We start from the raw sequence: 21475 nt of genomic DNA on the forward strand, positions 1-21475 counted from the left end.
TGGAAAGTGACTGGAACCAATCATTACAAGCAGCGATTGTACCGTTAAAAGCGAATGACAAAACAATCGGTGTACTTTATATGACTGCACCAGATAATTATATTTCGACGTTAGTGTCAAATATTATTCAACGTTTTACGATCATCATTGCGATTATTTTAGTATTTGTGATTGCAGAACAAGTACTCGCTGCTGCGAAACAATTAGAAATCCAATCAGTTGGATTAGATTAAAGTAGTAGTCAATTTAAAATGTTTTAATGGAAAGTGCTGCTTATAATAAGTAGCACTTTTTTATATAAGTTTAAGCTCGTTAATCTATATGCGCCATAAAACCATTTTAAGGTTAAGACTTTGACAATAAACGTAGATTAATGTTAATTTTTGGTTATCTACTATTATTTTTTCTTATAATTGTAGTAAAAGTTTGCTTTACCATTCATATTGATTCATTTTTTCCGTGACTATTTTATGTGTAATTACATAGTAAATTAGGATATCATGTTGTATTTCTAGCAATTTAAGGTATAATACAGTGACATATTCAAATACTTGAATGTATATTGATCATTTGAATGGGGTTATACTATGGGAAACGAAATACATCAATTTAAAACGGATTTCTTTAAAGCATTAGCGCATCCATTACGCATTCGCATTTTAGAAATTTTATCTGAAGGCGAAAAAAGTGTCAACGAAATTCAAACACTTGTAAATAAAGAAGGCTCTTCAGGTGTATCACAACAACTAAGTGTTTTAAGATCTAAAAACATTGTAAAAGGTAGAAAAGACGGTAAATACGTTGTGTACTCATTAAGTGATCCAATGATCGCAGATTTATTAATCGTGGCGAAAGAGATTTTTAACAATCACTTAATTAATACGATGTCATTACTAGAAGAAGTAGATGAAGCAGAACATATTAAACGTAAAAATTAATAAAATAGATTAGCGCAGTTAACGGATTACATGATGGAGGGAAATGTAGTGAGCCGCTTGTATTGTGATAAATGTAAAATGGGTATTTTTAATACGAATTTAGCGCTCGTACAATGGTATCAAGAAAAAAAGGTTCTTCCACAACGTCGAAAACTGAAAGGATTTCAAATTGTACATTGTAAATGTAGTTACAATGAAATTCAAATGTTTGAAGATAAGAAAAGAATTTGGGACGGAACGATTGAATATTTTTTAACAGAACGAGGATTAAAAAAGCTTCAACATTTTGTAGAAGATCAATTATGCGAGAACGATCAAGAAGTCAAAAACTTAATTGCACGATTAAAACGTTTTGATTTATAGCATAAAAGCATTCATCTGAGAGGGACAGATGAATGCTTTTTTTATATTTATTTTGCAAAAAAGAAAATTTTCATTTACGAAGAAATATTTATATTGAAGCATAAATTTCCACCTTTTTATAGCATCTATTTGTATAGAGATATGTACGTATATAAAAGCTTACGTGCTTGTTATTATTGAGGAAATGTGATATTTTTATAAATGCTGAATAGACTGGTCGGTCTAATTGTAAAGATGGTACTCACATGTTTTCTATTTCATCAATAAAAATGTTTCGCCACATAGCGCAATTCAAATAAGCCGCTACATGTATGCACGCATCTTCACAACTAGCAATTTTGATTCAAGGGAGCGTGATCATATGGGATCTCACATTGAAGTGAAAAATCCTAAGTTAATGGCTGCTGTTTTAATGCTCGGTTCATTCATCGGTTTATTCGGTGAAACGGCATTAAACATGGCCTTAACAGATATTATGTCCGATTTAAACGTGAGCGCAGGTACGGCGCAATGGTTAACAACGGGCTACTTATTAGTATTAGCAATTTTAGTACCTTTATCAGCGTATTTAATGCGTTGGTTTTCAACAAAATCTTTAATTACAATGGCGTTAGTGTTTATGATTATTGGTTCGGTGCTTGGCGCCATTTCACCAAACTTTTCAGTACTACTCATTGGTCGTTTAATTCAAGGGTTAGGCACGGGTATTTTCATTCCGTTAATGTTCAGTGTCGTATTAATGATTTTCCCAATTCAAAAACGTGGCGCTGTAATGGGGATTGTCGGATTAGTATTAACGGCTGGTCCTGCATTGGGTCCATCTATCGCGGGCTTAATTATTAGCTCTTCTAGTTGGCATTATATTTTCTGGATTATGGTCGTATTAAATGTAGTATTACTAATTATTGGTGCACCAAAACTAGAAAATATCTCAGAAGTCACGCGTCCATCGATTGATGTATTATCACTATTACTATCAACAATTGCGTTTGGTGGTATCGTTTATGCGCTTGCTACGCTCGCAGAATCATCAATGACAGAAGTTAAAGTATATGCACCGTTAATCATCGGGATTGTTGCATTAGTATTATTTATTTTACGACAATTTAAAATGGAAACACCGATGATTAATCTACGTGTTTTCCAATTCCCGATGTTTACATTAGGTACAGTACTGATGTTCTTCAATTTATTTATGATTTTAACAATCGCGATTTTAATTCCACTTTATTTAAAAGGCGTACTTGGCTATACAGCTTTAGCAGCGGGTCTATTAATGCTGCCAGGGAACTTCTTAAATATCGTGATGTCGCCAGTAGTTGGTACGACATTTGATAAAGTTGGACCGAAAGTGTATACACGTATCGGTTACGTAATGATTACGATTAGTGCAATTTTATTTTATATCGTCATTTCAGCGACGACGCCTGTATGGCAAATCGTTGTGTTACTGATCGTATTCTTCGTCGGTATTTCAATGGTCATCATGCCAGCACAAACAAATGCGATGAACCAATTGCCACCTCAAATGTATGCGGACGGTTCAGCAGTGATGAACACATTAACGCAAGTAGCAGGTGCACTCGGTACAGCTATTGCGATTACGATGTTCACATTTGGCCAAAAAGATTATATTCAACAACACGGTGCACAAGTTCCAGCTAATTTTTTAGCATACGGTGTGCATCACGCCTTTTTAACAGTCGTAGTTATCGCTATTATTTGCTTAATCGGTTCATTGTTCATAAAAACGAGCCGTGTTGTGAAACATTAAATTATTTTAAGACTGAATGCCCTATAAGGCGTTCAGTTTTTTAGTTTAAATGATATGTTCTTTACTTTTAAAGTAATTTTGTTTTTAAATTACCAATTAATAAAGAAAAAATAATTAAAAAAGGAAAATAATCGATTTGTAAAAGAATTAAAGAAAACTTTACGTCATATGTATTGAAATTCAAATCAGAGTAGCTATAATAATAACATATTCAAATATTTGAATATGTTATTATGTAGACAAAGGAGACAAAATGCAACAATTATTTCTCAATCGTTTTAAAGATTATACATTACAAAGTTTTCAAAAAGATGTGATCGCAGGCATTATCGTCGGGATTGTCGCTATTCCATTAGCAATGTCATTTGCAATTGCTTCTGGTGTGAAACCCGAATACGGTATTTACACTTCTTGTATCGCAGGGATTTTAATCGCACTTTTCGGTGGCTCTAAATTCCAAATCGGCGGTCCAACAGGCGCATTCGTCCCTATTTTATTAGGCGTTGTCATCGTCTACGGCTATGAAGATTTATTGTTAGCCGGATTAATGGCAGGGGTGATGCTATGTTTAATGAGCTTCTTCAAATTAGGCGGGCTCATTAAATTTATCCCAAAACCCGTTATTATCGGTTTTACAGCTGGTATTGGAGTCATTATATTCACAGGTCAAATTGCAAACTTTTTAGGCATTACAGGTCTCGAAAAACATGAATCACTCGTGCTGAATATGAAGGAAATCATTTTACATATTCAACAAATCAATACAATTAACGTATTCATTGCGCTCATTAGTTTTGCAGCGATTATACTGACGACAAAATTTGCGCCAAAAATTCCCGCAACACTCGTCGGGATTATTGTTTCGACAGTCGTAGCGGTCATTTTCTTTAAAGATCAATTACCGACAATCGGCAGTGTATACGGAGCGATTCCTAGTGAATTACCAAGTTTTGTCGTACCAGAAATTACCGCAGAACGTATACAGCATCTAATCGGTCCAGCAATCGTTATTGCACTCCTCGGTGCGATTGAATCATTATTATCAGCCGTTGTGGCAGACGAAATGACGAAAACGAAACACCATAGTAACCGTGAATTGTTCGGTCAAGGCATTGCTAACATCGTCACACCATTTTTTGGAGGCATTCCTGCAACAGGTGCGATTGCACGTACAGCGACGAATGTACGTAGCGGTGCAGTATCACCAGTGTCAGCAATCGTTCATGGCATATTTGTTGTCATCGTGCTCATTGCCTTTGCGCCATATGCTTCAGCCATTCCATTAGCAAGTATGGCACCTATTTTAATGATCGTTGCTTGGAATATGAGTGAACGCAAACACTTCACACGTATCGTGAAAATGAAAAATGGTGATGCGCTCGTATTAGTCGTAACGTTTTTATTAACGGTATTTACAAGCTTAACGACAGCGGTAGCAGTTGGTATTGGATTAGGGATTATTTTATTTACAAAACGGATGAGCAGTGCCGTCGCGATTTCTAAAATGCTACCCGATCATACGAGCAAGTTTGAACGTGTCTCTGCAACTGTTGTAGAAGAAATGCACAATTGCCCACAAGTGAGCATTTATACGATGGAAGGCCCGTTATTCTTTATGGCAACGCAAAAATTTGAAAAACAAATGCTTGCAGCAATGCGTGAAAAGCAAGAAGTCATTATTTTAAGAATGAGCAAAGTGCCATTCATTGATATTTCTGGAGAATCTACTTTAAATGAAATATTGGAGTATGCACAAGCCCATAACATTCAAATACTCTTTTCAGGCATATCGAAAAGTTTATCGAAGCAATTTGATGAAATGGAATTACGTTCACTCATCGGAGAAGAGTGTATATTCGAGCATACAGGAGATGCGATTCAAGCCGCGTTAACGTATGTAAAGGTAGAGAAATGTAAAGATTGTCAGCAAGCCGCTTTCCACGAATGTGATCAGTTCGTACGCGCATAGTCATTAAAAAAAGACGTAAGACGTTTCGGCGTGTTACGTCTTTTTATTTTTGTGATAACTAAAAAGGTGGTTCTTAAAAAATATTGCATATTTCGCGTAATAAGTGGAAGGAGCTTAATTGATCATTAGCATCGTTTAAAAATCGCTATTCGAAACAAAGATAGCCTCTTGATAAAATAAACAAGTATTTAGGAGGGGTGTTTATGGAAGCTTATATAACAGAAATGGTCTCACGTGAAAGGGCAAATGAGCTAGAAGTGTATGTATATGTCTTTCCAAGAAAGCAGAGTGACAACAATTATGAAGGCGTTTATCACATTATGCGTGCTTGGCAACGCGCAAATGATCTCCCACTTGCTTATAACCAACATACAATCATGGCATTTTCACCTGTGCGTCATATGTGTGGATATACCCCGATGGAGACGCAAAAAAGGCATATCAACATAGACAGTCCATTTGAACGTGCGCTACTTGAGCGATTAATTAAAAACAGTTTGATTTTTACGGCTGAACGACATTTACATGCGAAGCGTGTCGGTCATGCGCTGCGACTCAATCAAGTACAACAAATCCGCCAAGTCATCATTTATGAAGCAATCGAGTTATATGTAAATATCATAGAGAACCGTATTTCCATTGGATTTCATTTGACGCATCAATTTGAATACGTTTATACGCTGCAGTCTATGATTGAACAAGGCAAAACTATCCGACCAGGTATGCGCGTCGTTCATAGTAATGGACGACAACATTATACTTATACTGTCGAAAATGTGGCTACATATGGCGTAACAGATCGTTGCCCGCTTCTACAAACATCTATTTATCAATACTACGTTGAAAAAGGCGCACAACATATTTTACGGACATTCACACGCTCAACTCGCGTCATTCATGTACGCACGAAAGAACAACGTTTAAGCTATGCAGCGACGTTATTAAAACCGCTTTGCACATTTGAAACGATGCAACCCCAAGATGTGTTAAACGTATCAAAATGTATTAAACTAAGTGCAAGTAAACGAATGAAGTGTACTTATCGTTGGATTCAACAACTAAGAGCACAATATCGTCATTTAACGTTTGCGCCAAATCCTTTTACGATTGCACAAAATGGTTATAAACTCGACCAATTATCTACGCCGAAAGTTCATTTCCATCGTGATTATGCAACAGTGGTGAGTGGTATGAAGACCGGTAAATTGTATAAAGGTGGAAATATCAAAATATCGGTGTTATTCGACGAAGATTTCTATCTTAAACATCACATTACAAAGAAAGACATTTATCAATTTATCGCCGTATTGCAAAAAATAGCTATCGCGCAGGGCGTAAATATGACGATTAGTACGTCTACAAAATCAATAACAGGGAAGTTTACAGATGATTTCTTTCATCATTTTACAGAAGAAGTAGAAGCGCTGCAGCCGATTTTTGCACAGACAACGGTGTTGGCGTTTATCACGTCAACGCACTTATCAAACAAAAAAACGCGTAGCTATCAGTTATTAAAGCAATATTTTGGTGGTAAGTGGGATATTGCATCACAAGTCATTACAGAAAAAACAATCGAAGCGTTTCAAAAAATACTTCATAAACATGGACTGAAAAATTTCTATCCAAATGATGAACAACATTGTTTGCGTGTTATCGATGTACTGAAAAATGAGTCATTTTATTATACGGTTATGAATATTTTACTCGGTGTATACGTGAAAAGCGGGATTCAACCGTGGATATTAGCAAATACGACACATTCTGACTGTTTTATCGGCATTGATGTCAGTCATGAAAATGGTAATAGTGCTGCGGGGATGATGAACGTCATCGGGAGCCAGGGCCATTTAATTCAGCAAGCACCGTTAAATGGCATATTAGCTGGTGAGAAAATAGATGATACGCTGTTAGCAAACTTATTAAAACAAATGATAAAGGCTTATCATACACAATTTCAACGGTTTCCGAAGCATATCACAATTCACAGAGATGGATTTTGGCGCGAACATACTGCACTCGTTGAAAAGATCATGTCCCATTACGAAATCACATATGATATTGTAGAAATTATTAAGAAACCAAATCGACGAATGGCATTTTTTAATTCCGTGGATAACACATTTAGCACGCGTCAAGGAACTGTTTACCAAAGGGGCAATGAGGCTTTTTTATGTGCGACAAATCCACAACAAAAAGTCGGCATGGCACAGCCGATTAAAATTCATCAAGTAACGAAGACGTTACCGTTTTCACATATTATTGAAGACGTGTACAATTTATCATTTTTACACATTCATGCGATGAATAAAATGCGGCTACCAGCAACAATTCATTATGCGGATTTAAGTGCTACTGCGTATCAACGCGGTCAAGTTATGCCGCGATCAGGCAATCAGACGAACTTGCCATTCGTTTAATCAAAAGGGGAGTAATAGATGTCTACAACCGTGACATTAACAGATTACAATGATGAATGGCCCACGATGTTTCAAGTCGAAAAAGCGAAAATTATGTATGTTTTAGACGATGGAACGATGCAAATCGAGCATATCGGGAGTACGTCCATCGAAGGAATGAAAGCGAAGTCTATTATTGACATTTTAATTGGTGTAGAAGATTTATCGTGTACAAAACAATGGACTGAACGACTCGCCACAATTGACTATGAGTATGTGCATAAGCCTGAACTCGTCAATCGGCGTTTTTTCCGAAAAGGTTTATAGGGACAAGGAACATGCCATTTACACGTATGTGAACTCACAAGTAGCGAATGGCACGATAAAATGATGTTTCGTGATTATTTACGCAGTCATCATGAAGCTGCAGTAGCATACATGACGTTAAAAGAACAATTAGCGGAAACGTACCAGTTTGATCGTCCGACTTATACCGAACGAAAAGGACCATTTATTCAGCGTATATTAATGATGTCAAAAGAGGGAAAAGCATATTAGCAACGATTCTGTTAATAGATGATGGAAACTTGTGAAAATAATATAGATTTAAAAAAACATACAAAAAAGGCACCCCTTAGGATGCCTTTTTTGACCGTTCGCTTTAAAATTAAAGTTTTACGATGTTTGCAGCTTGAGGACCACGTTGGCCTTCTTCGATGTTGAATTCAACTTTTTGGCCTTCTTCTAAAGACTTGAAGCCTTCACCTTCGATAGCTGAGAAGTGAGCGAATACGTCAGAACCGCCTTCAACTTCGATGAAACCGAAACCTTTGTCTGCGTTAAACCATTTTACTGTACCTTGTGTCATGTGTAATGACCTCCATATAAATTATATTTAATAAGATTATAATTCCTCAAAAAGAAAAAATTCACATATTACAAAAAGTACTAATAAATACGAAATACTCTTTGGAATAGGTGAATTTATTGATGTCTTGTAATTTCTTATTAACCTAATTATACAACGAATAAAAAGGCTTGTCTAGTATTAATTTAAAATAAAACAGAGGCTGGGACATATCATTTTCCTTTTTTAGCGTTCGCAACAAAAAACCGGAACCACGCCACAGCGCGATTCCGGTTTTTTTTATGCTCATTTGAGATCGTGTTTTTACACTTATGTCCCAACCTCTTAAAAAAATTATTTTTGTAAGTTGAAATGCACGATTGAGTTTGCGAGCACTTCTGATTTTTTCGTTAAAGTTTCACTTATAGCAGTCGTTAAAGCAGCAGGACACGACTGAACTGCTGCTTTTTGGTTACTATTTTTTTATAACGCGTATTAACAGTATCGTGGCACCTAAAATGCTCACAATTGCCAATGGAATATAAATAGAAGAGGCGTCTGTTGTAATAAAGAGTAACAGTGCCACTACTTCCATAATAGCGAAAATGCCCCCTAGTAAAACACCTTTTTGATCATTTTTACGTAATGATAAAAATAGTTGAATTGTTACGATATTCGCCATTAACATAATCGCGAATGCAACGAAATAATCAATAGAAAAAATACTTGTTCCTTCACTTGTTCCAAAAAGAGAAAAGGCTGCAATCGGAAAAGCCCCTACGTTGACGCTCACTAAAACTAAAACCCATAAAATCCATGATAGTACTTGTTTCATCATTAATTGTCTCCTTAAAATATATCTACAATCGCACCGAAGCTCGATGCTTGTATATATGGTTGATTTTTTAATGTACTTAATTGTTGTTTATTACCGACTACAACTACCCCAATAATTTCAATACTTTTGTCTGTAATAGCTTTTTGACCGTTTTGGAGTGTAGTGTAAATTTGCTCAAATTCTTCTTGATAAGAACCCCCACTTTTTTTAGCATCCTCTAAAGTAGAAATAAATGAATAAATAGGTTCTTCAATAGGTGTTCCATCTTTTGCATGTGTTGGAAAGCCGACAACCTCTTGCTCTTTAAATATCGTTCTATCTTGTGCTGAGCTTTCGCTTGCTATTTCATCAGCTGTAAATGTATTTACCCAATTCCATTGCAACGTTACGTCCTTCGGCAACAGACCGATAACCTGTTCATACGTATACGGCTTATCAAAAGAGAGGCTCATTTCAATCAATTTACCATTACTCACTTGGTCTAATCGATTCAAGTCATTGGAATATGCCTCGTATTGTATATAAGGATGGAAGAAATTCATCACACGGTGGCCCTTATATGAAAATTGCTCTAATTCTGAGCTGCCAATAGTCGGTTCTATCGTAGAAGTATTTAATGACAAATCCCCTAAATATAAGGGTTTACCGTTTAATAGCTTATAGGTTGGAGCAGTAGCTGAGCTTCCAATTAGCTGATAGTTCTCTTGCCAATTACCGGTATATATATTAGCGCCGTAAAGCTCGTAATATAGTTCTTTGGCGACTATTTTTTGATGCATGAAATAAGGTGTTAGCTGCATTTTTAATAAAATCAGTAACACGATAACACAAATAGAAACGAAAAAGCTTACACTAGTAATACGAAATGTACTTTTTCTTTTTGCTGATTTCATTAGTTTCTCGGTATTAAATGCCGGTTCAAAAAAATCATCTACTTCATTTTTTGTTTTCAAGTTTTCCACTCCACTTCTGTTTGAACTCGTTTCTCGCTCTATATAACGAGGTTCTTATCGTTTCTACTTTAATATCGAGCATGTTTGAAATTTCCTCATAAGTGAGTCCCAAATCATATTTCAACAGCAACAAGTTTTTATGCCCGGGCTTCAATTCATCCAGCATAGACCGTATATCTGCCTGCAATTCCTTTAATAGTAAAACATCCTCCCCCGTATCCTCAATCGTAAATAAATGAATAAAGCTCGGTTCATCGATTGTGACTTTAGGGAAGCGCTGGTTACGTCTAGACACATCATAAAACTGATTGATGGCTACTTTAAATAACCATGCAGAAGGATTACTCACTTCTAAATGTACCATATGTTCAATCGCTTTATAAAACGTATTTTGTACGATATCTTCTGCAGTTTCTTTCGAACACCCTAGGCTACGTAAATGCTTACATATTACTATAGATTTCTGTTCATATAGATCTTCGATGGTTTCAATAGCACTTGTCCTCCTATCACATATGTATAACGAATGAGCATATAAATAGTGTACAATTTTATAAATAATATTTTTCTACTTTGCCATAAAGATACGGAATTAAAGAGTAATCGACTTTAGTAGCGTATTTGATAACCTCTTCCCTTTATTTTTGAAAAAGTACGCTCTATTTATTATTTTTTAATTAATGACTACTCTTCAGGGGTCACTTCAATCAACTTGGGAACATTCGATCCAATAGCTAAGACGACGAATTGTAATAGTAAGTGCACCACTCAAAATAAATTGTATAATATTTTAAGCAAAAAGCTTGTTATACAAGGCGTTTATATTTAACTCCCTATATATTACCATTTTTAGTGTATAATATTATTTTAATAAACGGAGGGATAATAGCTGACGGAGCAAAAAGACATACAGCAACTACTTGAAGCATGCCTAATGCATCAAACGATTGATAGCTTACATTTTTGGGAACCTACATATGAGCTATCGTGTGATAACAGCTTTTATGACGAGGTGCGGCTAACGATTGAAGGAGCGTTTGAGCTAGTTCAACATGAAGAGACGACCTATGTAACACGTGAAGCAAGCGAGAAGCTCATTCATTTAACTACCCTTGTTCGTCAGAAAATTTCGTCAGTTCTGTTAGCGGAGCCAAATGACTTAGTCGTTGAATTTGTTGTAGGGGTGAAGTTACGTGTTATTGGAGATAATGGGCCTTTTGAAAGTTGGAAGTTACAAGCGCGCGTAAACAAAGAAAAAGTGCTAGGCTATTGCAGGACCTGGGGAACGATTAAGTTTGTTTGAATAAAGGAGATACATATGAAAAAAGTGTGTGGTAAAAAACGAAAGTTACAAATGATTGAGCAAAATCTAGCTGAGGCGCCAAGTTCGTTTCCAAAGACATTTTATAACCATAAATACGTCTGGAAGCTGCCTGCTAACCAAGATTTTGTTGAAGGTTTAAAGTAAAAAGAACGCGCGACTATCACACGATTTCTTGAAAGCTGTGTAGCGTCATTAATCGAGCGAAAGCCAAATGAAGCGTTTAAAGTGGCGATACTCCTTTTTCCACAAAATATGTGGTATTCGCAAATCATTGTATTTGAAAACATTGAGGTTCAACATGATTTTATAACAGATTATGTAGTAACAAGTCATTGAATTGAATTAAAGGATGGGTTTATAAAGCAGTTTAGCGACGGCACACAAAATCTATTTTTATACGTAGAAAGGTGAAATAAATGATATTCCAATTTAATTTAGAAGGTGAGCATTTAAATAGTTATCCGTACGCGCGTAAAATTGGTTTTATCGAAGGGACGTTACAAATATACATCGATAGACAGCTTTTTTACGAGGATATATACGCCAATGTGTACGAGCTAGCGCAACAACTAGCGAAATGGCTATTAAAGCTTGAAAACGGGGAAGTAGTCGATTTTTTATACACTTGTATCGATAGCGAGGAGCATTTACTCCAGTTTCATTTGCAAGGTGACCGCGTTCAAGTTTACGCGCCTTACGAGGAGCAAGCGTTTGAGCCGTTACCGATTGAAACGGTGAAGCAAGCCGTACTGAAATATTGTATCAATCTACACATTGCCCTTACACGCATCGGCTACAAATATCACCTAGAGGACGAGTTAAAACAGCTGGTGTCGGAAAATAAATGGGCGCTAATTTTATTTGAAAGTAATCACTATGACGAGGCGTTTGCAATCATTGAAAAGCGTGCAAAGAAAGCTCCGTCTGTTGAAAGCTTAAATAATTTTGCATATTTATTGTTGCATGAGGAAGAAGATTATGAACGTGCATGGAATGTGTTGCAGCAGCTACTACCGAGACAGCCACAGTCGGATTTTCCATATTTGATGCTAGGGGAGCTGGCGTTACGTTTCAAGCGTTATCAGGAAGCGAAAACGTATTTACAGCAGGCGCTTGATTTTCAAGTGTCAGAGCCTGTAATGCACAATATAGGAATTGCACATTTTCATCTAGGTGAATATGAGCAGGCAGCACAAGCGTTTTCCCAATGTGCGGGTGATTCAGGAATGGTGCAGCTATACGAAGTCATGAGCTGGCTACGTGCAGGGCAAATGGAGAAGGCAAAGTCACTGCTCGACCATTTTAATGAACAAGCGGATGATTTTATTGGAACTTCTGAAATGGCGGATGTGTATATGGAGCTAGGCTATTTTTCGGAGGCGCATGCATTATTTGCAAAGGAATGGAACGACTATTACACGATGCCATACAGCGTGAGCCGTTATGCGTACACGCTATGGCAATTAGGGGAATATGATGCGTGTCAGCAAATGCTGCAGCAAGCAATCTTGACGAAACAAGAAGAAATCGCCGATGAAAAGCTATCTGAAATAGACGAGCATTGGTCAGAGCAGGACTGTGCTGAGCGCATAGAAGAATTGCAGCAAGAGCTAGTTGAACTACAATCGTTGACAGGATGTTTAGCAAAAGGTTTTATTCCACCATTTGAATTCGAGCTATACACAACAGGTGGCTGTCAGCTATTTGGCTGTCCGCTGCATGGTCATCCGGAATATGAGGAGCTAGTAAAATGAATAATCGAACATTAAACTATTATATTCACGATTGTGTCAGCATGCTGGATTTTTTCATAAACTGCACGATTGCGATGACTAAAAAGCGTGAGGTGAATAGGCTAGCATATCTCGCAGGAAGAAGTGTGCTGAATCGATTAGAAGCGTTCCCGACAAAATATGATGACGGTATTATGCAGCGAAAGGCGGTGAAAATGACACGTTATTATGAGCAACATATGTAGAGTTGAACAGAATGAAGGAGAAATTACAGCAGCTGATCAGCAATACTCATTTTGAAGAAGCAAGTCAATTGATAAAACGATTAGATTCCCATGTATTTGAAGCTTTATTAGTTGACATAGCATTTGATAATGGCGATTTATCCAACTATTTGTGCGTCGTTTATTTATTGGAGCAACAGGAGTTAGCAAGCTACCATGAACTATACGATTTGTTAATCGTACAACCGCTTTGTCATTTGGAGCAGGCATACTTCACTACTTATAGCATGCAAAAAGAGCAGTTGAATTAACAGATGTCTTGTTGCTTGAAAATTTATTGTTTTTACACTGTGTGTCGGATCAAGTCATGTTAGACAAAGGGCAGCAAACATTGCACAAAAGGTTGTACGACTTGAGCCAAGTCACCAATTAGCGAGTGAATGGTTAAATAGTTATAAAAGAAAGAGTTGAATTTTCATGTATCGAAAAGGCGCGGTGTATGAAAAGCTATTAACAAAATTACTAAGCTATTGTGATACGGCACTGTGTATGACAAGAAATGAGGACGACACATATTTTGAGCCGATTTTATATGAACTTGTTAAGAAAAAATATGTAACAGAGTGGCCGATGACAAAACTAGGAACAGACATAGCGCCAGCTTTACAATATACGTTCCATTATAATTATGAAGTCGCACAGTTTTTAAAAGAGGGTCAATCATATTTATTTAGTTGGCTTATGCCTTATCCGGAAGATTGGTCATTTTGGCATAAAGATACGTGTTTACTTGCGACTTGTTCCCATGAGCGAATGTTGGAAATGACACCAGAAGTGGCAGCGTTTTTAGAAAATAAATAGGAGGTGATAGTATGCAAGCTTGTGCATGTAAGGAAGTAAAACAGCTAAAAGTAGAGGCAGATTTCAGTGCAGATCCGTTATGGTGTGCAATGTGTTACACGAATCTAGATAGTGAAGATTTTTCATTATCAGCCGATTTATTAAAAGCATTATTTGAGTGGATTGGTGATTACGGGGCGTGGATTGACTGGGACACGGACGGTGTAGTTACTGGTGGCGTCGCGTTAGAAGCTGAACATAATGAACGTGGGGCTGAGCTAACGGAGCTGGTCAAACAGCAGTTACCACAATACGATATTGTCTTTTCACCATCTACATATGCAGTGAGACATCAGGAGGACTAATATGGAGCGATAGATTGTCAAATTAACTGCACCACTTCATATTCAAATGCATCCTGTGTGGTGTTCCAGTCGAGGCACTTTCTTGATCGATTATTGATCAATGAAAGTGCTTTTTCTATTTCTGATGATATGAGTTGTCCCAAATCCATTCGTTTTGGGAAAAATTCGCGTAAAAGAGCGTTACTATTTTCACTTGTGCCACGTTGCCATGGCGCGTACGGATCTGCAAAGTAACATGGGATACCGTACTGCTTTTCAAGTTCGGCATAACAGCTAAATTCTTTTCCACGATCCGTCGTAAACGTTTGAAAACATTGTCTTGAATAACGTGAAATGAGCTTGACAAGAGTACCTCCATACTTTTAAAACTTCTATTTTCGAACGTTCAGATATGGTAAGATGACAATAGCTCATTCAATATGGCCCACTGTTGATTTTGGTGTAGGAACTTTAATTATACAGGTTCATATTGAATGGGTCTTTTTTTATTTATTTTGAGTGGTGCACTTAATATTACAATTCGTCAAATAAAAAAATAAATAAAGTAAATTATCAATTAGCTATAGCAGTTAGTGCAAAAGGTAAACTAACAGTTTCTTCTTTTTATCCTGTACATAAAGTTGTAGACCCTGAGAAAGAGAAGCAAAAGAAGGAAAAAGAAAAGAAAGGAATTTTTATTATGCAATTAGAAATTAAAAGTTATATTAAAATCCCACCTGAAAAAGAAGAGCTAGACAAAAATCAACCGTATCCAGGTTATATCGAAATGACAAATTTGGACGATTTAGATGTATTTAATTATACATTTGGACGATCTGGAGGGTATCCTGGAGGTAAAGTTGTTTTTTGTGTAGATGGAAAACCATTACCTTTTAACGCAGAAGCAGATGAATTATATAAATTTTGGTATAGTCTTGTGTTAACTTTATTACCACAAGATAAATCTGTTGAAAAAAATGATTATATTGTATTTTATACAAATAATTATGTTATGAACGGTTTTAAAATTAATATTTTTTATCATGAAAAAACAGTGGAATTTGATTATGCCGCTGAAAGAGTAGCCACTTTTTCGTTAACTGCATATAAAAAAGCAGTCTTACAAGGCTTTTTAGATTTCATGTGGCATACGAATTTAGAATTCGAAGCCATTACACATGACTCTTTAGGTGATGAAATTGAGTATGTTGAATTACGAGAAGATACAGATGGTATAAGTGAACTCTACGCTTGTCGTTATATTTTCTTACAATATATGAAAGAGATTTATAAACAAAAAAGTTATGATTTAGAAAAGTTAATAAATCTTGATCTTGATTTTGATTTTGATTATTATCATTCAAAATTAAAATACGATTTAGGAGACTAATTTTATAAGTGTACCAAAAAAACAATACGAACTGAAATACCACATAAAAATTAGACACGGTTATTTCTTTTAAGTGGCTTGTATAAAATGAGTTCGGTATTGTACCGGGCTCATTTTTAATTTTGCCTTAATTCGTTTTATGTTGTAATAATTCATATATTTCCTTAGTTCTTCTTGGGGTGGCGTCACATACCCATCAAGCTAATATTCTCAAAGTGTCATTTGGGAAACAAAATCTCTCTAATTCCGTACATACCGATAACACTTTCTTAGGTACTTTCATGAATCATAATGTTAACTAGAAAAGCCACAAATCATTATTTAATCAATGATTTGTGGCTTTTTTGATATTCCCTAACTTTCGTTTGGGAACGTTTATTTGTATAGGAATGTATAGATTAATCATTAAATTATTTTCGAATAAATAACCATCGAGAGCGTAAAATATTTTGTGTAAATGAAAAAAATCCATAAAAAAAGAAGACCCAATTCTTAGTAGAATAAAGTCACGACAACCAATTCTAGAAAGAGGGTCTTCCTATGGATAAGTTTACGACAGAAATCATTCAAACGCTAGCGCAAAATGGCAATATCGGTGAAGTTTTTCACAGTCATCTTGAAAAAGCGGTCAATACGCTGTTAGCGCAGGAATTAACGGCGTTTTTGGATTATGAAAAATACGATCCGATCGCATTGGCTTTAACTTTGGCAACTCACGAAATGGTGTATACGAACGCACGCTGCACATGGAGTATGGCGACTTAAAGCTCGAAATTCCGCGTGATCGCAATGGCGATTTTCGTCAACAGACCATTGCGCCGTATAAACGCTCGAACGATACGCTTGAAAATACGGTCATTCACTTGTTTCAAAAAGGCATTACGATGACGGAGATTGCCCACCTCATTGAACGAATGTACGGGCATCACTACTCACCGCAAACGGTTTCGAATATGACGCAGACGATGAATGATGAAGTTGAAGCGTATCACAATCGCCAGCTGTCGAACCGTTATTCATGCGTCTATTTAGATGCGACGTATATTCCAATCAAACGTGATACGGTAGCGAAAGAAGCCGTTTATTTAGCGATTGGTATTCGTTTGGACGGCTCAAAAGAAGTGCTCGGTTATACGATTGCGCCGACCGAGTCTGTTCATGTATGGCGTGAGCTATTGGAAGAATTCCGTGAACGTGGAAGGGAAGAGGTCCTTCTGTTTGTTTCAGGTGGCTTAAAAGGTATGGAAACGATGCTTTCTGAAGTGTATCCGCACGCGCCTTATCAAACGTGCCTCGTCCATGTGTAGCGCAATTTGAGTCATAAAGTGCGGACGAAAGATCGTGCAGAAGTGTGTGACGACTTCAAACAAGTGTATCGTGCTGAAACGCTAGAAGAAGCGATTGAAGCACGCGAACGCTTTATCAAAAAGTGGCAGACTGCCTATCCGAAGCTCGTGCCAATGGTCAAAGGCGATGCCATTTTAACGTTCTACGCTTTTCCACAGTCGATTCGGCGTAGTATTTACTCAACAAATTTGATTGAATCGGTGAATAAACAGCTGAAAAAATATACGAAACGTAAGGAACAGTTTCCGAACGAAGATCCCTTGAACGCTTCCTCGTTTCACCATTAAATGATTACAACACACGTTGTCATCTTGGATTTGACCAAGCACGTGCCGAATTAGAAGCGATGTTTAATCGCTAAATGTGACGATCTACCAAGTTTGGGTTGAGCCATTTACACAAAATTATTGACGGTGCCCTGTCCGTCTCTTAATTAAATGGTTTTTTATATTTTTTTATTACTCCTTTTATTTTACTTAAAACTCATGTATACTAAAACCAAATTGAATAGAAATAACTAGGGGAGTCCAATAAGTTGGGCTGAGAGAGAAACACGTTAAAGTTTCTTGACCCTTTGGACCTGATCTAGATCATACTAGCGTGGGGAAGTTAGAAAAAATAATCATGTATTGAATAAACTTCTACATACAAAGCCGGTCCATCCTTTTTGGATTCGGCTTTTTTATTTAATTCATTTCTTTAATTCCTCTTTTATTGTTCTAGATCTCGTCCTTTAATTTTAAAAAGGGGAGAGATTTACTCTATGTCAACAACTTCATTAAACGAAAAAAGCATTTCCATCATGTCTAGTTTTTCAGGTAGTAAAAAAGTTTATGTTGAAGGCTCAAGACCCGATATCAAGGTACCAATGCGTGAAATTGAACTAAGTCCTACAACGGGCGCCTTTGGTGAAGAAGAAAATCCACCAGTTCGTGTCTATGATACAAGCGGACCTTATACAGATACTAATTATTCAGTTGATATTACAAAAGGTCTTCCTCCTCTTCGAAGCACATGGATTCATGAACGAGGAGATGTTGAGGAATATGAAGGAAGAGAAGTTAAGGCTGAAGACAATGGATATAAGGATGAGAATGACCCTCGTGCTAATCATAATATGTTCCCGGGTTTAAAGCGTAAACCCTTACGTGCAAAAAAAGGTGGAAATGTCACACAGCTTCATTATGCAAGGAAGGGCATCATCACTCCTGAGATGGAATTTATCGCATTAAGGGAAAATATGAAACCTGAATTTGTGCGTGAAGAAGTTGCAAGAGGTCGAGCAATTATCCCTTCTAATATCAATCATCCAGAGGCAGAGCCTATGATCATAGGACGTAATTTCCATGTTAAAATCAACGCAAATATTGGGAATTCTGCTGTTTCATCCTCCATCGAAGAAGAGGTCGAAAAAATGACATGGGCCACACGTTGGGGTGCTGATAATATTATGGACCTATCAACAGGTAAAAACATTCATACAACAAGGGAATGGATAATTCGCAATTCTGCTGTTCCTGTAGGAACCGTTCCTATCTACCAAGCACTTGAAAAAGTAAATGGCGTTGCCGAAGACCTCACATGGGAGGTTTACCGTGATACTTTGATTGAGCAAGCCGAGCAAGGCGTGGATTACTTCACCATTCATGCTGGTGTTCTTTTGCGATATGTTCCGTTAACAGCAAAACGTTTAACAGGTATTGTATCCCGGGGTGGATCTATTATGGCACAATGGTGTCTTCACCACCACAAAGAAAGCTTTTTATATACTCATTTTGAAGAAATCTGTGAGATTATGAAAACTTATGATGTTGCATTCTCTTTAGGAGATGGTCTACGTCCTGGTTCAATTGCTGATGCTAATGATGAAGCACAATTTGCAGAATTAGAAACTCTTGGAGAACTAACAAAAATTGCTTGGGAGCATGATGTACAGGTAATGGTTGAAGGTCCAGGTCACGTACCTATGCACCTTATTAAAGAAAACATGGACAAACAACTTGAGGTTTGTAAGGAAGCGCCTTTCTATACTCTAGGGCCACTTACAACTGACATAGCTCCTGGCTATGATCATATTACATCTGCGATTGGTGCAGCCATGATTGGTTGGTATGGTACGGCTATGCTATGTTATGTTACACCAAAAGAACATTTAGGTTTACCAAACCGAGATGATGTACGTGAAGGTGTTATAACTTATAAAATAGCTGCACATGCTGCTGATTTAGCCAAAGGGCATCCAGGCGCACACAAAAGAGATGATGCCTTATCAAAAGCTCGTTTCGAATTCCGTTGGAGAGATCAGTTTAATTTATCATTGGATCCTGAACGCGCTTTAGAATATCATGATGAGACGTTACCTGCAGAAGGTGCAAAAACAGCACATTTCTGCTCAATGTGTGGACCGAAATTTTGTAGCATGAGAATCTCTCAAGATATTCGTAATTACGCGAAAGAAAACAAGCTTGATACAAAAGAAGCAATAGAAAAAGGAATGAAGGAAAAAGCTGAAGAGTTTAAGGAATCTGGTGGTAAATTATATCAATAATTCTTGTAGTTAGGAGGTTTACGTTGAAGTTCCAAATAATTGAAGAGGAGATCAATCAATTAAAAACTCACCTTGCTTTTTTGGAAAAACGCTTAAAAGAGATTTAACAAAATTGTGATCATCATTTTAAAGGAAATCAATATTATGAAACATGTATCAAGTGTAATAAAGTAAATGTTTTATACTATTAGCAGTGGAAAGCTAAAAAATGCTAAAAGAAACCTTGCCCTAATACCTATCTCTTTAAAAGGGGCAAGGTTTCTTTATCTTCAATTACTTATGTCATAATCGCTGTTAAAATCCTCGATAATACCGTTTAAAAATTCCCCACTAATAACGGATAATCTATATTAGACAATATAGATTGGAAGTGTGGAGATGACGGTAGTATTGGAGGATATTTTTATGATTAAAGAACTGAAACAGAAAGGATGGACCTTAACGGCCATCGCAGAAGAAACAGGTTATGATAGAAAAACGATTCGAAAATATTTAAATCAAGAAAAGTTACCACAAGCTGCAAAGCGAAAAAGCCGTGGCAGCAAACTAGATCCTTATAAATCTTATATATTAGCAAGAATTAAAGAAGGTACTATTAACTGCGCAGTACTATTAGAAGAAATACAAAAGCTAGGATATGAAGGTAAAAGTACAATACTAAGAGAGTTTGTCCAGCCCTATCGGGCAGCACCTAAGAAGCAAGCAACTGTGCGATATGAAACAAAGCCAGGAGAACAAGCACAAGTTGACTGGGCTGAAAACGCAGGAACATGCATCATTGATGGAGAAGAAATTCAGCTTTACGCATTTATTATGATTCTCAGTTATTCTCGAAAGCGTTATATCGAATTTACGACAGATATGAAACAAGACACGCTTATTAAATGTCATCTAAACGCCTTCAGTTATTTTAATGGTGTTCCGCAACAAATTCTTTACGATAATATGCGCACAGTCGTTACAAAGCATAGAATTGGATACTTTCGTCAAATGAGCTATCAATATACAAGGGATGAAACGGTATTGGAATTTCTGAAAAATCGTTCTGAATACGATGAGAGATTTTTACGAAGCGTTCTACATTCCATGTTGTTTGTCGGCATAGATATATTAAAAAGTGTAAAATCATTAAGTGGTGGTGAAGCGATTCGTCTACAATTATGTCAATTATTTTTAGGAGAGTATAATATTTTATTGTTAGATGAACCAACCAATTTTTTAGATATCTATGCTATTGAAGCGTTAGAAAGATTTATTACAGCATATAAAGACACTATTATCTTCGTATCACATGATCGCAGGTTTATTGATTGTGTAGCAGATTGTATATATTTCATTGAAGATCAACAGCTAAAATTAAGGGGTTGATTAATGATGAAGGAGAAATAATGGGGTTATTATCAAAATAAGATCTTTCGTAATTGGGTACTGTTTTGAAGAATACAGTAGAGAATTATCAAACTTTTTTATAAAAATAGTGTAATATTTCATAAAGAAAGAACCCATTTTGATCAAACTTTTTTCAAAACAGGTTTTTTAAATTTAACGTAAGATAAGCCTTTGTCGCTTCATTTTGATCAAACTTTATTTTAAACCAACACCCACAATTTCTAATAATAAAAGCTCCGAAATGTGCTAAATGTCTGC

General features: G+C 36.5%; 20 protein-coding genes, 3 pseudogenes and 1 riboswitch. Of the genes and pseudogenes, 17 read left to right on the forward strand and 6 right to left on the reverse strand.

Features of this window, described 5'->3' with window-relative positions; all coding sequences use genetic code 11:
- The 7 genes and pseudogenes from KMHG_RS19285 to KMHG_RS18815 form a co-directional block, all read left to right on the forward strand.
- A partial coding sequence (locus KMHG_RS19285) for a hypothetical protein (RefSeq protein ID WP_010289653.1) occupies nt 1-233 on the forward strand: 233 nt, incomplete at its 5' end.
- Nucleotides 234-587: 354 nt separating this feature from the next.
- Entirely contained in the window at nt 588-938 is a 351-nt protein-coding gene (locus KMHG_RS11415; protein ID WP_010289654.1) for an ArsR/SmtB family transcription factor, read from the forward strand.
- A 48-nt stretch (nt 939-986) separates the two neighbouring features.
- A complete protein-coding gene (locus KMHG_RS11420; RefSeq protein ID WP_010289655.1) occupies nt 987-1301 on the forward strand; it encodes a hypothetical protein in 315 nt (104 codons plus the stop codon).
- Between the two features lie 361 nt (nt 1302-1662).
- Entirely contained in the window at nt 1663-3075 is a 1413-nt protein-coding gene (locus KMHG_RS11430; RefSeq protein ID WP_010289656.1) for an MDR family MFS transporter, read from the forward strand.
- Between the two features lie 253 nt (nt 3076-3328).
- Nucleotides 3329-5044: a SulP family inorganic anion transporter gene (locus KMHG_RS17860; protein ID WP_010289659.1), complete on the forward strand. Its 1716-nt coding sequence runs from the start codon at nt 3329-3331 to the stop codon at nt 5042-5044.
- 203 nt (nt 5045-5247) lie between these two features.
- Nucleotides 5248-7461, forward strand: a complete 2214-nt coding sequence (locus KMHG_RS11440) for a Piwi domain-containing protein (RefSeq protein WP_010289662.1) — start codon at nt 5248-5250, stop codon at nt 7459-7461.
- An 18-nt stretch (nt 7462-7479) separates the two neighbouring features.
- Nucleotides 7480-7998: pseudogene (locus KMHG_RS18815) on the forward strand (GrpB family protein).
- Nucleotides 7999-8107: 109 nt separating this feature from the next.
- On the opposite strand, the gene KMHG_RS11450 reads toward KMHG_RS18815, so the two are convergent.
- The 4 genes from KMHG_RS11450 to KMHG_RS11465 all read right to left on the reverse strand — a co-directional run bounded on the left by KMHG_RS11450 (nt 8108) and on the right by KMHG_RS11465 (nt 10640).
- Entirely contained in the window at nt 8108-8308 is a 201-nt protein-coding gene (locus tag KMHG_RS11450) for a cold-shock protein (RefSeq protein WP_010289667.1), read from the reverse strand.
- Nucleotides 8309-8762: 454 nt separating this feature from the next.
- Entirely contained in the window at nt 8763-9125 is a 363-nt protein-coding gene (locus KMHG_RS11455) for a hypothetical protein (protein WP_026022087.1), read from the reverse strand.
- An 11-nt stretch (nt 9126-9136) separates the two neighbouring features.
- On the reverse strand, nt 9137-10078 hold the full coding sequence (locus tag KMHG_RS11460; RefSeq protein ID WP_010289669.1) for an anti sigma factor C-terminal domain-containing protein: 942 nt from the start codon (nt 10076-10078) through the stop codon (nt 9137-9139).
- A complete protein-coding gene (locus KMHG_RS11465) occupies nt 10062-10640 on the reverse strand; it encodes an RNA polymerase sigma factor (RefSeq protein WP_084761531.1) in 579 nt (192 codons plus the stop codon). The genes KMHG_RS11460 and KMHG_RS11465 overlap by 17 nt, the downstream gene beginning before the upstream one ends.
- Nucleotides 10641-11012: 372 nt before the next feature.
- Between KMHG_RS11465 and KMHG_RS11470 the strand changes: the two genes are divergently transcribed.
- From KMHG_RS11470 to KMHG_RS11500, 6 genes are all read left to right on the forward strand, one after another.
- Complete coding sequence (locus KMHG_RS11470; RefSeq protein WP_010289671.1) at nt 11013-11381, forward strand: DUF6188 family protein; 369 nt, start codon at nt 11013-11015, stop codon at nt 11379-11381.
- A gap of 437 nt (nt 11382-11818) precedes the next feature.
- On the forward strand, nt 11819-13156 hold the full coding sequence (locus KMHG_RS11480; protein ID WP_010289674.1) for a tetratricopeptide repeat protein: 1338 nt from the start codon (nt 11819-11821) through the stop codon (nt 13154-13156).
- On the forward strand, nt 13153-13380 hold the full coding sequence (locus tag KMHG_RS11485; protein WP_010289675.1) for a hypothetical protein: 228 nt from the start codon (nt 13153-13155) through the stop codon (nt 13378-13380). Before KMHG_RS11480 ends, KMHG_RS11485 begins: the two co-directional genes overlap by 4 nt.
- Before the next feature lie 11 nt (nt 13381-13391).
- Nucleotides 13392-13670, forward strand: a complete 279-nt coding sequence (locus KMHG_RS11490; protein WP_010289676.1) for a hypothetical protein — start codon at nt 13392-13394, stop codon at nt 13668-13670.
- Between the two features lie 166 nt (nt 13671-13836).
- The gene (locus KMHG_RS17870) at nt 13837-14220 is read left to right on the forward strand and encodes a hypothetical protein (protein ID WP_010289677.1); all 384 of its coding nucleotides are present in this window, start codon (nt 13837-13839) and stop codon (nt 14218-14220) included.
- A gap of 11 nt (nt 14221-14231) precedes the next feature.
- Entirely contained in the window at nt 14232-14564 is a 333-nt protein-coding gene (locus KMHG_RS11500; RefSeq protein WP_010289678.1) for an immunity protein CdiI family protein, read from the forward strand.
- Nucleotides 14565-14581: 17 nt separating this feature from the next.
- Here the strand turns inward: KMHG_RS11500 and KMHG_RS19865 are convergent, their stop codons facing one another.
- Nucleotides 14582-14899: an IS30 family transposase gene (locus KMHG_RS19865; RefSeq protein WP_147608228.1), complete on the reverse strand. Its 318-nt coding sequence runs from the start codon at nt 14897-14899 to the stop codon at nt 14582-14584.
- Nucleotides 14900-15243: 344 nt separating this feature from the next.
- Between KMHG_RS19865 and KMHG_RS11505 the strand changes: the two genes are divergently transcribed.
- A complete protein-coding gene (locus KMHG_RS11505) occupies nt 15244-15933 on the forward strand; it encodes a hypothetical protein (RefSeq protein WP_010289685.1) in 690 nt (229 codons plus the stop codon).
- Nucleotides 15934-16002: 69 nt separating this feature from the next.
- On the opposite strand, the pseudogene KMHG_RS18820 reads toward KMHG_RS11505, so the two are convergent.
- Nucleotides 16003-16104 (reverse strand): annotated as a pseudogene (locus KMHG_RS18820) (IS3 family transposase); the annotation flags it as partial.
- 369 nt (nt 16105-16473) lie between these two features.
- Between KMHG_RS18820 and KMHG_RS17880 the strand changes: the two are divergent.
- From KMHG_RS17880 to istA, 3 genes and pseudogenes are all read left to right on the forward strand, one after another.
- A pseudogene (locus KMHG_RS17880) lies at nt 16474-17641 on the forward strand (IS256 family transposase).
- A 148-nt stretch (nt 17642-17789) separates the two neighbouring features.
- Nucleotides 17790-17904: riboswitch (TPP riboswitch) on the forward strand.
- Nucleotides 17905-18043: 139 nt separating this feature from the next.
- Nucleotides 18044-19828: a phosphomethylpyrimidine synthase ThiC gene (thiC, locus tag KMHG_RS11520; protein WP_010289686.1), complete on the forward strand. Its 1785-nt coding sequence runs from the start codon at nt 18044-18046 to the stop codon at nt 19826-19828.
- Between the two features lie 378 nt (nt 19829-20206).
- On the forward strand, nt 20207-21196 hold the full coding sequence (istA, locus tag KMHG_RS18475; protein WP_084761536.1) for an IS21 family transposase: 990 nt from the start codon (nt 20207-20209) through the stop codon (nt 21194-21196).
- Nucleotides 21197-21475 lie beyond the last annotated feature (279 nt).

The sequence above is a fragment of the Kurthia massiliensis genome (assembly GCF_000285555.1).
Taxonomy (GTDB): domain Bacteria; phylum Bacillota; class Bacilli; order Bacillales_A; family Planococcaceae; genus Kurthia; species Kurthia massiliensis.